Genomic DNA, 13,588 nt, shown 5'->3' with positions numbered 1-13,588 from the left:
CTTTCTATCTCCTGACGCGAGCGGCGATGCTGGTTCGGCGACTATCTGCATCACCATACCAAGTGCCGGTCCCGCTCGTTTGGACGCCCCCTATCAGGGTTACGTAATTGTATCCTTCGCTAAGCCCGGTTTTTACGGCTTGCGCCGAAAACGGGATGGAGTCACCGGCCGCGACCACGATTGCCATTGACCCACTCGGCTCTGGTGTCGTGCCATTAAAGGCAAGCGAGGATCTATTGCCGCCGCTCGACGCGCCGCTTACGCATGTACCGGATGATAGCGCCTCGAAAATCTCGCCGCTCCAGACAAGCGCCTCGCACCGGATTTCGGAATTCAATTCGACAAGGCTTGTGCTTGTCGTCGCCCGGTTGGCCGTGAAATTGCTGAACAGGCTGACGCCGGCGTCGTTATACCACGACCGAACGAAGCGCTTCTTGGCCGTATCGGTGAAGACCGGACCCGTCTCGGGATAGACCATGCCGACACGGCTTTTCGTCGCGTCTCCGGACTTCACCATGATCCCTGTTGTCGAGTCGACCACCGAACCAGTTGTCGATGCTTCCAGCGTCATCGTGCCCGAGTTCATATAGGCGTAGATGTAATAGAGGGTGGCTGGAGTCAGGCCCGTTGCGGCAAGGGTCACGCCGGCGGACGGGATGAGTTCGGCAGCTCCATTGATCGTCAGGCGGCGCCCGTTGAGCCGGGACAGGAGGAGGTTGCCTCCAGATAAGCTAAGCCGGCACTCCCCATACGTCTCGGAGGATGTAACGAAAGCAAAGAACGCTGTCCCGGAGCAGATGATGAAGCATTTCGACCCGTTCGGGACGCGAAGCGTCGGGGTGCCATTTATTGTTTCCGACGCGTTCGGATCGATCGTCACGTCTCCGCCATCGGCGATGATGGTGTAGTGCCAGTTGGCGCCAAGCGTCGCCGCTGCGGTCAGCGTGAGCGTAGCGATTGCCGTAAACCTGTGAACCGCGTTGTCGTCTACTGCGAGGGCAGTGTAATCGCCAGATTTGGCCGCATAGACCATATCGTTGTCGAAAGCGATATCGACACCGTTCTGCGCAAAGCCCAGCAGCCCGCCGCCCTTGAGGTAAAGGCCGGTCTGCGGGGTTGTTGCGAAGCCGATACCCGGCGCCGAGACCGTCCCGCTTGCGAGCTTCAGAGGCGCGACCATCGGCGCCGACCCGTCGCGCGGCAGCGAGTTTGTGATCTCGTTGCCGAGATCGGTGGTCAGCGCGTTCCACGGCACCGGATCGATGATCTGGCCGACAGAGGGCGTCGTGCCGGCGGGTTTCGAATAGACGCCGGTGGATGGGTTTCTGGGCATTCACCTTCTCCAAAAAGAAGAGGCCCCGCGAATTGCGAGGCCATCAATGGTGTAGTATTGGTTGCGTTATGATCCGACTTCTGCAAATCGGCTGTATCATCGCGACGACGGCATTGCTCTATGCTGTCGTGTCGGGCGTGGACGCGCTTAGATATGTCGTTGGTGACGATTTCAGAGGCGGAGTTATCGTCGGCATCCTGTTCGTGATCGCCCTCTATTTGCTCATTTGTTGGATCGACCCGTCATCGCGTCCGCGCGGCTCCGGCGTTCATAAGCAGCGCTTTGACAACCGGATCGACTAGCGCGGGCGTCGTTCCCATTCCCTGAGCTTTAATCAGCCCTTCGACCAGCTTTTCACGCTGCTCCCCGATAAGAGCCCGGGCGAGGCTTTCGCGCGTTGCATTGCCGGTCTCGCCCGACATCAGAGCTTTGACGATGTCGTCGACCTTATCGATAGCGGCCGATCGAGCTGCGCCGAGGAATCCGCCGGCCTTGAATGCTTCCTTCACGCCAAAATTTCCACCAGCGCCACCACCCAACTCGTTCTGAGCTGCAATGCGCGCCGCGGTTTCGCTGTTGCGGGTCACTGTGTTGGCGGTGTCGGCCCAGATGCTCTCGTTATCGAGCACTTTGAACAGCCGCTCCGCTTTCTCTGGGCCGACGAGGGTTGCGAGACGAGCGCGGTTCCAATCGCCCTCCCCCTTGATCAGCCTATTCATGGCGGCGATATCGTTTGAGTTCGTGCCGACTATACGGTCAATCTCGGCCCTGGCGCCCTGAGACAGCCGCAACGGTACCGCCGAAGGCCCGATTTGCATCCCCTGCGGCTGGACGCCCTGCTCGACCTCTGCGGCAAGCTCGGACGGTCGCGGCGCCGTGCGACCGCTGTCCAAAACCTGCTGACCGCGTGTAACGGCCTCATCCTGACGGGCAAGTTCGGCATATCCCGCGTCGACTTCCTTGATACGAGGGACGGCGCGCGTGAGCCCGTCGTCGAGCATCTGGCGAGCTTCCACCAATGCGGAGATCACTTTCGGATCAACTTCCGTCTTCAAAAGGCCATCGATCGCCTGCCGCGTCTGAAACATGACATTCGGGTCGGTAGACAGGACATTGGAGTCTGCGATGTTCAGCATGCCGCGCACCTGACGCAGCCGGGCTTGCGCGGGGCCACGAAGCCGGCTGATGTCAGCTTCGATCGCGGACGCAATCGGCTCGGTATTGTACGGCCTGGCATCCCGAAATGCCTCGCGATAGAGCGGCGAATGAGCATTCTGGTTTGCGGCGATATCTGCCTGGATCTCCGACGGGACAACGTTCCGCCCAGTCGTTTCGTCGATGGTTTGACCAATTCGGGCGTTGGCGCCCGCAGCACGATCGGCAAGCGTGGTCCTGATCGTCGTCTGCGCCGCACCGGGCGTTGCCGCAAGCGCACCTGCCTGTTTCTGAAGGTTCGGCCCAAGGTCCGCCGGAATAGCCTTAGACCCCATCTCCTGCAGCCTCTGAGGGAGCGTCACCGCGTCCAGCCCGTCGTCGGTCACTGCGCGCCGGAAATAACCGAACGCCTGCGGGTCCATGCCGGCGGTTTGCGCCGCCGTGCGCATGCGGAGTGCGTCGACGATCGATCTGGCTCCAGCCCCAATTACCTTGCCTGCTACGGGACCGCCCAAACCAAACAGGCCACCTAATAGCACCCCGTCCCTGATCTTCTCCAGGTCACCCCCAGAGCGAACGCCAGCGTCAGCCCCGCCAATTGTCGCTCCCGTCACCCCAGAGATGCCCGAACGGACGAGCAAGCTTCCGCTGCCCGCTCCAAATAGAGCGGGGGCGGCCATGACCGCCGGGATGGTCCCGGCAACGGCTCCAGTTATTTGAGCCCCCTTATCGACTTTTGGGTTCGCTGCTTTTTCAGCTCTGGTCGCTTCGTTCATACGATCCATGACCTGGTCGTAAGTTTCGTCCGTGAACGCAGCGACTGTCGCTGCTGCGGCCTTCTCTGTACCGTAGCGGATGGGCGAGCCAATGATCGGAATACCCTCGATGAGGCCGCCGACGCCAGTCCTGGCAACTGAAAGGGCGTCGTCGGCCGGCAGGCCATACCGATCAACCGCCGGCCCCTGAGGTCGCGCGGCCTCGCGTTTGGCAGCGAGATCAGCATAGATGCGGGCTCGCAGCTCTTCGCCGGTCTGTGGCGGCGCTGCCACCGGGTCTACCGCCGAAGGCGGCTGCGTCTGCTGGGTTCGGCTCAGACGCAGACGCGCGGCGGCAATCGCCATAGCTTTCTGCTGCTCGGGTGTCATTTCTGCCATAGCTTACGCTCCGCGGGCGTCATTGCGCCCCATACATCGGCCGGGACATCTTCTGGCGGCGCACCGATGTCAGCCGCCGGCGGCGGCGTTAGGTTCGGCATTTCCGGGATGTCCCCAAGCGTCGGCAAGACATCGGCCTCGTTCATCCCGCGCCGGCCTATGATGCCACGATACTGCGATATGTCGTTGTCCAGCGCCCCGCGGTACGCCATCATTCGGCTGCGAGCCTCATTAAGGATCGCCGTGCGGGTTGCCGGCTCGAGACGAGACCCGCCGTTGACGCTGTTGATAGCGCCCTGCAGCCAATCCGAAAGGCTCGAGGTGTTGTTGACCATGACCATTTCGCCCTCACGGACAACCGAGTTCGGGTCCATGATTTTGCCGAGGCCATAGACAAGGTTGAGGTCAGACGCCTTGGAGTCCGTCTTCGCCGTGTCGATCATCGACTGGTAGGGCGGGAGCGCCTGCTGATAGCTCTTGTAGGTCGGCAGGCCTTGAATTTCCTTGCGGAGGTTCGTCACATCCTCGGGCTTGAATCCGGTACCCTGGAATATCGGCTCTTTCATTTGCGGATTGACGAGCGTTTCGCCTGGCTGGACGATCACCGGCTTGTTTCTCTCGAAATCGACCTTGCTGCGCTCAAGATCGGCATTCGCCTGTTCAGCGGCTGTCATCGTGCCGCGGTTTGCCTGATCCTGCTCCAGCTTCCGCCTGTCGAAATCGATGCGCGCTTGATCGGTCGCCGTCATTGTGCCCCGATTGGCTTGCTCCTGGCGGAATTTCTCCCGATCGAAATCAAGCTTCGCCCGATCGGCCTGCGACATTTCCGAGCGATATACGGGAGTGAGCGTGCCAGTGCGCGGGTCGGAGCGAAGGACGGTCCCATCCGGCAGCACCTGAAACCCGTATTCCGGCGGACGCGTCAGGATCTGCAATTGCTGCGCCGCCATGGCTTTGATCTGCGGCGGCGCGTTCGGGTCCATCATCGCCTGCACCAGCATTTGCGCGCGCGGGTTTGCCATCGGGTTTCCGGCGGCTTGCGGGGAGTTCGCCAGCGCATCAGTCAAGCGAGCGGATGCGGGCTGCTGATTGCCGAGTGACTGAGCCTGAGCAATCTGCGTCGGCGATGCTGCGGGATTGTCGACAGGGCTTGGTGCCGGCGGGAAGTACCCTGCCCCCGGTGCATCGCCACCCATGCCGACACCAGACCGGTCACCATTCGGGAAAGCTTGAGCCATCTCAGGCGGCACGCCAGCGACGTTCGGCGTCGGGCCGACATTGGTGGTCGGCAGAGGCGGCAACGCAGCCTGCGGGCCTGCCTGAGGCGGCATGACCTGTGCCGGATCGGATGCGCGCATCTGGCCTGCTGCTCCTGGCATGGGGATGCCGATCGACGGGTCAAGGCTGGCGACTTCGCTCGGGGCGGCGGCTTGGGGCGGCGCATCCCGGCCGGCCGTTGTTACCATCGGATCGACATAACCGGGCACCGGTGCTGCGGGCGGAGGAATTGCCGGCGGCTGAACCGGCGCGGTCGGCGGCATGGCAGCAGCTTGCGCGGCCTGCTGGGGCGGCATAGCGCCAATCCCCATCATGCCGGTGATGCCCTCGGCTTTCGCGCCCATCCATGGGCCCCAGCCGTGCTTTCGCGCCCAGTCAAGAGCAAAGTCAACCTGCTGCTTCCACGTCGACGGATCGCGCGCATGCAGGCCTGTGGCGTTCGTGAACTCGTTTCCGAGGCCCGAGTTCGGCATAGATTTAGACATACCGGCGTAATGCAGCTGGAATGGGCCGAACGACGAGCCCTCATCACCGCCGTTATCAGGTTTCGATGGGTCGAAGACATTCATGCCCTCATGGCCGGCCACGCGCAGCGCGATGTTCGGATCGATGCCACGGTCTATTGCCGCCTGCCGGATATAGCCAGAGACCTCGGGTAGGCCGCCAGGCGTCACGGTGGAGGTCACCGCGACATTGCCCGTCGAATCCACCTTCGGCATGCTGGAACCGGTGGCGCCGGGATTGTCGGACTTGTTGCCGCCGAACAGCGACGACAGGAAGCCCTTGGGCTGCTCAGGCGGGGTGTAGGGCAGGCCAGTGAGCCCCGGCATATATTTTGCCATCGCAGCCTGTTCGGCATTCGCCTGTTTTCTCATGGCAAGGCCACCCATCAGCGCCTGCGCCATGCGGGCGGCACCTTCCCACCCAGACTGGACGGGGCTCGTGTCGACGCCTTGCTGAAGCATCGCCGCAGCAAGGCGCTTGCGCGCGTCGGTAACGTCTTCCTGCGATTGGCCGGTGCCGGCGCCAAAGATGAAACCCATCACAGACCTCCCATCGCCCAGCCGCCAAGCAGCGATCCACCGAGGCCGAAGAGCCCGCCCATCGCGGCGTTCTTTTGTGCGACCTGCTGACCGTAGATGTTCATTTTTTGATTGAAGTTCTCATTGATCAGCCCCGCCTGGTCGACAGTCGGAAGCTGCGTCGTCGGCGTGTTCACATAATTGGGCTGGTTGATTTGAGACCCGGACGTGAGCGCCGAAATCTCGTTCAGCGGCTGGTTGCGCTCGGTCAGGATCGAATTCTGGGCGTTGGAATACATGTCACCCAAGTATTGATCGGCCGCCGCCTGCTTCCTTGTCGAGAAGTCCCGCATGGAGTTGTCGTAGGCTGCGGAACCCATCGAGATGCCCTTGTCGGCAAGGTTCTGTTCCAAGCTCGCCTGGTCGCGATCCCACTGGTTGTTGAACCCGCCCTGCCAATGGTCGTTGACGTATTTGTCGACGTTGCCCGAACTGAGATCGACGTTGGTGCCGAGGATACCGGAGACCTTCTGCGTTTGCTCGTTCGCAAGTTTCGCCAGCCCGAGTTGCGTCTGTTGCGACTGATCGTAGATCGCCTGATTTTGCGGGGAATATTTCTGATACGCGGAATAGGTTGGCAGTTGGTAGGTCTTGCCGTTCTGGTCCGTCATCGTCGTGCTGCCGGTCTGCTTGTATTCAAGCGAGCCGTCAGGCGTGTACTGGTTCGTGTGGCTCAGGCCAGCGTTCGCAATCGCGGTGTCGACGTTGGTGGCCGTCTGTGCCGCCGCGGTCTGCGTCGGATCCGGTGCCTTGGGCGGTTTCGGGCTAGAGACCATAGGGAAAGTCCTCTTTCAAAATTCCGTAGAGCAGCGCATCACAGTCGCCGAAATAAGCCGTCTGCCGGCCCTCCAGACGAGCGCCGAGCCTTGCAAGCGCCCGCTGGGCCGAAACGTTGTCGGCGCGCGTCCTGAACGTGGCTCGCCGGCAGCCGAGTTGATCGACCACATAGCCGAATGCCGCTCGCATCAGCGTCTTGCTGAGCCGGTCGGCGGCGAGCGAAACCTCGACATCATGTTCAGTCCACACGTTGAACACGTAGCCGGCAATGATCCGGCCGCCCTGGATCTGAGCGATGGCCGTAAATGGCGGATGGAAAACCACCCCAATCTTCCCGCCGACCCATGCCGCGATATCCTCGCGCGGTTCGGTGACGATCAAATCGGAGCGCCTTTTTCATAAAGGACGGAACCACCTACGACAGCCGCTTCGGAAACCGAGCCAGATGTGCCGGAGATCAAAGCGCGGATCGTCGGCGCCAGAGCGGAGCCCGCGCCGCCGGCCGAAGCGAATTTCCGCACCAGCGACACGCCTGGGAACTTCGAAACGCCCCAGATCGCGGTTCCCCACTTGGCCGCTCCGCTGTTTTCCACAGACGACAGCAGTGCAGTCGGAACCTTCGTCTCATAGTCGACGGAAATGCCGGCATACATCAGCGTCGAAACCCCGATTTGAGCCGTCACACCGATCAGCTTGGAAAACTTGGTCGACAGGCCGTCGCCGTAGCGGTTCCAAGCGCCGACCATCAGAGCGTCGATCGCCACGCCGTTATCAGTCGCGCCAACCTCTGCTTCGCAGACCGTGCCATCGCTCGAGCCGAAGAATAGCCGGTCTTGCCAGGTACCCCAGCAAGACGCCCCCATGCCAACGAAACGGCACCAGGCACCGGTTTCCGTGTTCATCACATACTGGTAAGGGCCGAACGACGAAGGCAGGTTGACGATTGCCATCTGCCGCGCCGGGAAGCTCGAAAGCTGCCATTGATCAGAAGTCGTTCCGATCGTCGCAACCGTCTCGCGCCAGGTCGGGCCGATCTTTGCGGTGATGGCGCCGAGGCTCGTTGCGCCGCGGTCGAGCTGGACGGCCTTGGTGATTGGCACAATGCCATCTGTCGTCATTATCGCGAGGTCGGCGCCGACGGAAAGCATGCACCTGTCAGTGCCGAGCGGCCGGCCGAGCTTGAACGTGCCGATCAATCCCCAATTCGTGGAGCTCGACGGGTCCGAGCCCTGAAACACGATGATCTCGCCTTCCGAGGACATCAGGACGAGGCATTGCTGCAGACCCGTCGAAACGGGGATGGTCCAGACGTTGATGGAGACGAGCGTGCCTCCGTATTTCATGTTGCCGCCGACCGGCAGCACCGTGGCCGCACCGCTGACGGCGTCGGTGGCGAGGTACCAAACGTTCGTCGAGTTCTTTTCGATGAACCATAGCCGGGACCGATACGCGGTCACCGCGATCAGCAAGGATGGATCCGAGATCCCGGTGATCATCGTCGACGAGACATATGGCGTGGCGACGGAGCCCGTCTCCAACTGCGCATTGGTCACCGAGCCCGCCACGGTGAGGGTGAGCGTGCCGGCGGCCGGGGTGAAGGTAAGCGTCACCCGGTTGCCGACGCCGGTCCCGTTCAACACGCCGGCAAAGGCACCGGACAGGGTGACAGATCCCGTGCCGAAGAAGCTCAGCGTGTAAGGCACGTTCTTGACGGCAACATTCTGTGTGGCGAGCGTTGCTGTCCCGACCAGCAAGTTGTTCGTCCAAGTCGTGCCGTTGTAGAGCAGCGGGGTATCGAGCCCGTTGACGAGGCGTAGATACTCCTGGCCGGCGGGGTTGGTGTATTGCTGGACTGACCAGTGAGCGCTTGCCATGCCGGAGACAGCCGCAGTCCCCACCGCCCCGCCGGCGGTAATGTCGAATATTTTATCCCCTGCCGCGGCGAAGAGCCTATTGCTCACCCCCGCATATGGGATGATCGTCTTGACGTCGGCGCCAAGGCCCGTTGCGAAGGCAAGAAAGCCGTACCGGGCCCGGACGCGGTTCGCCTCGGGAAAGAAATTGTCGAGCTGAAACGCTGCGTCTGCAGGCATGTCTGCCATCTCAACGTCGGTGCGCCATCCGCCGGTCGGCGCCACCCAGTCCTTGCTGGGCGAGACGCGCGCCGTGCGGGCCGTAACTCGGGCAACTTGTCGCGTCATAGGCTAATCGTTCCCGGCCAATAGTTCTCTGGAACCTGCCCGCGGTTCGGCAGAGACAGGTCGGTTGGCGCGGCGGCGCGATCGGAACCGACGGCGGACTCTTTGGCGCGCTCGAAGTTTTCGAGCTCTTCGCCGTAGTCGAGGCCCTTCGCCCGCTTCCAGCGCCAGATGGTCGACAGCTCGAGCAGCTCTTCCGGAAAGCGCGCCATGTCCGTGTCGTTTGCCCAGGTCGCGGCATAGGTCGTGCCGCCATTGACGGCCACCCAGTTCGCCGAAACGTATTCATAGCTCATGGTCTCGCCGGCAACGTTCGGATAGATAGCGAGCTTGCCGTTGATCCTGCGCCAGAGCTGCGGCACCGGATTGGAGTTGAGGATCGTCTCGCGCTGCCAGGTCTGCCCATCCACGGGGCCATTCAGCTGCCAGAGGCGCGAATTATTCCAGATGGTCGCGTTGTCAAGAAAGCGGTTCCAGTCGGAGGGCGGCTCTGCCGGCTCGGGGATGACGCCGGTCGCGATGAACTGTCGCTGCACCATCAGCGCCGACCAATCATGCTCGCGCATCAGGTCGCGGCCGGCGCGGGTGGAAAGGATGCGCAACTGCATGATCTGCGGATCCGCCGAGGACATGACGGCCGTCGGCGGATCGAGGTCGATTTCTGCGCATACGTTCTGGATGATGGACAGGAGCGACATGCGCGGATCTCCAATCAGGCCGCTTCGCGACCGCGGCCCTTGCCGCCGCCCTGACGTTCGATTTCGAGTGCTTCGAAGCGAGACGCCATCTGCTTCATCTGCTCCTGCAGGCGGGTGACTTCGTCTTTCAGCCGCTCGTTCTCGGCGGCGAAGGCCGAGGCAGCGCTCGAGTTTTCAGCGGTGGCCAGAAAGGCCTGGGCAGCGGCAACCAGTTCGTTTGCCCCCATGCCGAGCTTCTGCTTCGCAGTATCCGACAGGACCGCCAGCTGCTCGACAGTGTAGATGTTGATCGCCTCAAGCTCTTTGATCTGGCTGGGCTTCAGATATGGCCATTGCGCCAGCGGCGTTCCGACAAGCTGCTCGCGGGCCGCTGCACCTTCCTTGAAGCGCTTGTAGGCGTCGGAGAAACGGAGCTTATCGTTCTCGGTCACCTCGCGGTAAACCTCGGTGTGCTTGTCGCCAGCGATGAAGATCCGCACGAATTCCTTGTCGGCGAAAATCGGGCGCCCTTCCTTCTCCGTCAGAAAGGTCTGTTCGACAGGCTCGAGGCTGAAGGAGGCATAAATTCCGGTGTTGGTATCGGCCATGGTGATTGTCTCGCGGTTGATGGCGGGGAAGGGAAACGGGCGCCGAAGCGCCCGCCGTTGATCAGGGTTAGTTCACCTTCGACAGGAAGGGGCGCATCAGCGTCGCCTCAAGCACGCCCGTTGCCGTGACCGTGATGGCGGTGCCATTGGCGGTCGCGTTGGCGGACATAGTGATGCTCTGGACCGTACCCGAGGGGGTGTAGGTGATCCCGCTGATGGTGGTAGCGCCGGGAATGCCGGTGCCGGCGATGGCAGCACCGATAAACGGGCCACCTTCCGGGCTGACACTGCCGAGAGCCGTGAGCACAGCGGAACCGTTGACGGTGGTTGCTGTGAAGGTCTGGTTGGCCGCCGCGAAGTTGACATTCGCGATTGCCTTGGACGTAGCCGTGGCAGAAGCCGGCGCATTGGCGAGGCCGGCGGTTGCCGTGGTTTCGGCGACGACGAGAGCCGCGGTCGCGGTCGACACCAGCGCAGGAGCTTGCCCGTTGCGCTGCAGCCAGATGTAATAGGTGCCGGCGGCAAGGGTGATCGCCTGTGCAGGGCCGCCAGACTGGGTCGGGGCTTGATTTGCCCCGGCGAAAACTCCGCAGCGCTGGCCGACGACGGCAGCCGCCGTGGTCAGCAGCGAAGCGACATAATCCCTGGTCCACTGAAACCACTGGCCAGGCTGAAGGGTCGTCTGCGAGGCCAGTACCAACTGGCAATAGACCCATTCGGATTCCTTGGCGCCGCCAGAGACGGAACCGAGGGCAAAGTTCGGCCCGGGAATACCGGAGCCGGCAACGATCGGACCTTCGACGACGAACGGGTTCGCGCCAAGACGATCGGTCTGAGAAGTTGCGATAGTCATTGGAGTTGTTCCTTTCGTTGACGATCAGGCGAACAGCACGCCCTGCAGGAAGGCGTTGTTCATGGTGAGGTTGCCGGCAAAGCCCATGAGCTGGACGAAGGCATCCTGGTTGGTGTTCATGCGCTCGTCACCGATCGGCGCCATGTCGCGGTCGCGGTGCGGGCGGTAGAACAGGTATTTGGTGTTGAGGAAGAACATCTGATTGAGCGGCGCGCCACCGCCGAAGCCGCCGTCGAAGATCACGTCGGCGCCCATGTATTGCAGCGACTGGAAGCCGGCCATTCCCTTGTCCGCCGAGGTGATGCGCTGGATTGCCTGCAGCGATTCCCAGTAGAGACGGAAGAAGTTGTTATCGGCGACGACGAGGTCGGGAGCATCCGATCCACGAACACAGCTCATGTAGAGGCGGTTCATATAGGACTGGATGTTAGCGTTCGTCGCAGCCGCGCCGCCGTCTGCGGTTGCGGAGAACTTCTGATTACGCCAGAAGCCCCAGGTAGCGCGCGAGATGCCGCCGACTGTGCCGGAGGTCGGCGAGGTCGATATCAGCAGCTGCAGGCCGCCGATCTGACGCCCGCCGTCGGCCGTGCCATCGGAATAGCAATCGAGCGCGATGTTGTTTTTCAGCGTCGTTTCGGCATTTTCGATACGCTGCTCGAGCAGATCGAGGACCGCATCCTCGCCCGAGTTCTGCAGCTGTTCGAGGCCCGACATGGACACAGCGACCGCGGCCTGCTTGAGGTCGTATTCGGCGGCGGTGATGACGTCGGAGGGCTGGACATTCAGGATGTCGTAACCGGAATAGCGCTTGAAGGTGCTGTTCTCCTGGTACTGCAGTTCCTGAACGATGGTGCGGCCGCCAGAAACAGGCTTCTTGCGACCACGGGCGTTGAGACGAGAGAGAAGACCATTGTTCTTCGTCACGTCGTCGGCGACGGTACCGCTGCGGTTCCGCAGGGTAGTCGTCACGATTTCAGAGAGATTCGGCGAAACTGCCATGGATCAATTCCTTTGATCAAACCTGACCGCGCGCAGCGTGCAATGCGGTGCGAAGCGATTCACGGATGGAGGTGGATTGGCCCGCTGTTGCGTCGCGGGAAGGCCCGGGCGCAGATGAGCCAGAAATGGAGCGAGATGCCTTGCGGGCTTGATCGGCCGCGGCGGCTCTCTGAGCGTTCGGATCGGGCGCCGGCTGTGCAGTCTGGTTGATCAACTGCTGGCGAATGTCCGGACGCATCCAGCATGCGGTGTCGTAGGCATCCTTGAGGTTTGATGCTCGCCCCGTGCTGATGAGGGTGACCATGTCGTCAAGGACGGCTTCGGCATGAGCGTTTGCCGGGTCGGAAATGAAGGCGCTGACCTGAGTTTCAGTGTCTCGCTTCCGAAGAACGTGTTCAACCGTGGCCTCGACATTGACGGGCTGAGGGCGCGGCTGTTGCTGTACCTGCTGCGGCTGGCGCTGCAGGATCTGATCCGTCTGGCCATTGACGAGGGCCTGGAGATTGACCCCCGCGATTTTGGCGACGTGGATGACGGTGTTGACGGGATCGCGCTGGAGCGACGTTTCCCAATCGATCGCCTTGCGCATGACATCGGCGTGCGTCGTGCCCGCCTGCCTTACGATCGGCGTGAATTCTTCGAGACCCTTATAGTCCTGGAGAACACGGAAGCCGTTGTCGATCTCCTGTTCCCGTTTGGCAACGGCGGCCTGCACTTCGGGCGGCAGGGTTGCGAATTGAGCCTTGGCTTCAGCGGACCAGCCAGGCGGGACGCGGTGCTGTGTTGCCTGCTGCTGGTCGACGGCTGGAGCCTGCGTCTGCGCGGCCTGAGGAGCCGCAGGAGCGGCGTTGGCTCCTGCGGGCTGCTGATCGGCCTTCGGCGCTTCGGTGCCCGTCTGTGTGGCTGCTGTGGGCTTCTCGACTGCTCCATCCTTCGGGGCAAACCGGCCATGCTCATCACGCTGCCGATCGCCGCTATTGTCCTTTGCCGTCGCATCTCCATCCGGCTTGCTGATCGCTGCCCTGAGGCTGTCGCGGATGCTCACCGGCTTGTCGTTGCCGCCTTTGTCCAGGGATGCGTCAAGGTCTTCGCTGCCGTTGCCGGCCTCGTTCATCAGGTCTGTCATGTTGGGATTTTCCTTGTTCGGGGATTGATGCCCGGTTCAGGCATTGTATTCGGCGTGGACCCGCCGCAGTTCCTTGCGGATTCCTTCGCGATCCGACTTGGGCTTCTCGATCGGCTTCGGCTTTTCGTTGCCGATCTCCTCGACGCCATGGGCGCGGTACTCAGCACGCAATTGCCGCTTCGAGGTGTAGATGTTGCCATCGTGCATCGAGCGGATTTCGATGTTGTCGCTGACGTAATGCGGGACCGGGAGATCCGAGCGGGCGGTGTTCTGCGCTGGCATGCAGTTGTGCGGCCACTGGTCAAGCTGGTGCCAGCCGCGGCAGGATCGACAGAAACGCTCTCTCAT

11 protein-coding genes and 1 pseudogene are annotated in these 13,588 nt (G+C 62.0%); all 12 read right to left on the bottom strand.

Annotated features, from left to right (window positions below; translation table 11 throughout):
* Positions 1–4 precede the first annotated feature (4 nt).
* Positions 5–1,333, bottom strand: coding sequence for a hypothetical protein (locus ATY75_RS35040; RefSeq protein ID WP_245317561.1), 1,329 nt, complete (start codon positions 1,331–1,333; stop codon positions 5–7).
* Between the two features lie 242 nt (positions 1,334–1,575).
* Positions 1,576–3,642: a hypothetical protein gene (locus ATY75_RS12005; RefSeq protein ID WP_088937697.1), complete on the bottom strand. Its 2,067-nt coding sequence runs from the start codon at positions 3,640–3,642 to the stop codon at positions 1,576–1,578.
* A complete protein-coding gene (locus ATY75_RS35035; protein WP_245317560.1) occupies positions 3,630–5,825 on the bottom strand; it encodes a hypothetical protein in 2,196 nt (731 codons plus the stop codon). The genes ATY75_RS12005 and ATY75_RS35035 overlap by 13 nt, the downstream gene beginning before the upstream one ends.
* Positions 5,826–5,980: 155 nt before the next feature.
* A pseudogene (locus ATY75_RS11995) lies at positions 5,981–6,778 on the bottom strand (tail fiber domain-containing protein); the annotation flags it as partial.
* Complete coding sequence (locus ATY75_RS11990; RefSeq protein ID WP_088937696.1) at positions 6,768–7,160, bottom strand: GNAT family protein; 393 nt, start codon at positions 7,158–7,160, stop codon at positions 6,768–6,770. The gene ATY75_RS11990 and the pseudogene ATY75_RS11995, both read right to left, overlap by 11 nt.
* Entirely contained in the window at positions 7,157–8,980 is a 1,824-nt protein-coding gene (locus tag ATY75_RS11985; protein ID WP_088937695.1) for a hypothetical protein, read from the bottom strand. The genes ATY75_RS11990 and ATY75_RS11985 overlap by 4 nt, the downstream gene beginning before the upstream one ends.
* A complete protein-coding gene (locus tag ATY75_RS11980; protein WP_088937694.1) occupies positions 8,977–9,675 on the bottom strand; it encodes a hypothetical protein in 699 nt (232 codons plus the stop codon). The genes ATY75_RS11985 and ATY75_RS11980 overlap by 4 nt, the downstream gene beginning before the upstream one ends.
* 14 nt (positions 9,676–9,689) lie before the next feature.
* Positions 9,690–10,262, bottom strand: a complete 573-nt coding sequence (locus ATY75_RS11975; RefSeq protein ID WP_088937693.1) for a hypothetical protein — start codon at positions 10,260–10,262, stop codon at positions 9,690–9,692.
* Between the two features lie 67 nt (positions 10,263–10,329).
* A complete protein-coding gene (locus ATY75_RS11970; RefSeq protein WP_088937692.1) occupies positions 10,330–11,115 on the bottom strand; it encodes a hypothetical protein in 786 nt (261 codons plus the stop codon).
* Positions 11,116–11,139: 24 nt separating this feature from the next.
* Complete coding sequence (locus ATY75_RS11965) at positions 11,140–12,114, bottom strand: phage major capsid protein (protein WP_088937691.1); 975 nt, start codon at positions 12,112–12,114, stop codon at positions 11,140–11,142.
* 16 nt (positions 12,115–12,130) lie between these two features.
* A complete protein-coding gene (locus tag ATY75_RS11960; RefSeq protein ID WP_088937690.1) occupies positions 12,131–13,240 on the bottom strand; it encodes a hypothetical protein in 1,110 nt (369 codons plus the stop codon).
* A gap of 36 nt (positions 13,241–13,276) precedes the next feature.
* A complete protein-coding gene (locus ATY75_RS11955; protein WP_088937689.1) occupies positions 13,277–13,588 on the bottom strand; it encodes a hypothetical protein in 312 nt (103 codons plus the stop codon).

The organism is Rhizobium sp. N122 (assembly GCF_002211295.1).
Lineage (GTDB): Bacteria > Pseudomonadota > Alphaproteobacteria > Rhizobiales > Rhizobiaceae > Rhizobium.
The sequence above is the reverse complement of the archived record's forward strand: the minus strand, read 5'-3'. Positions and strand labels throughout refer to the sequence as shown.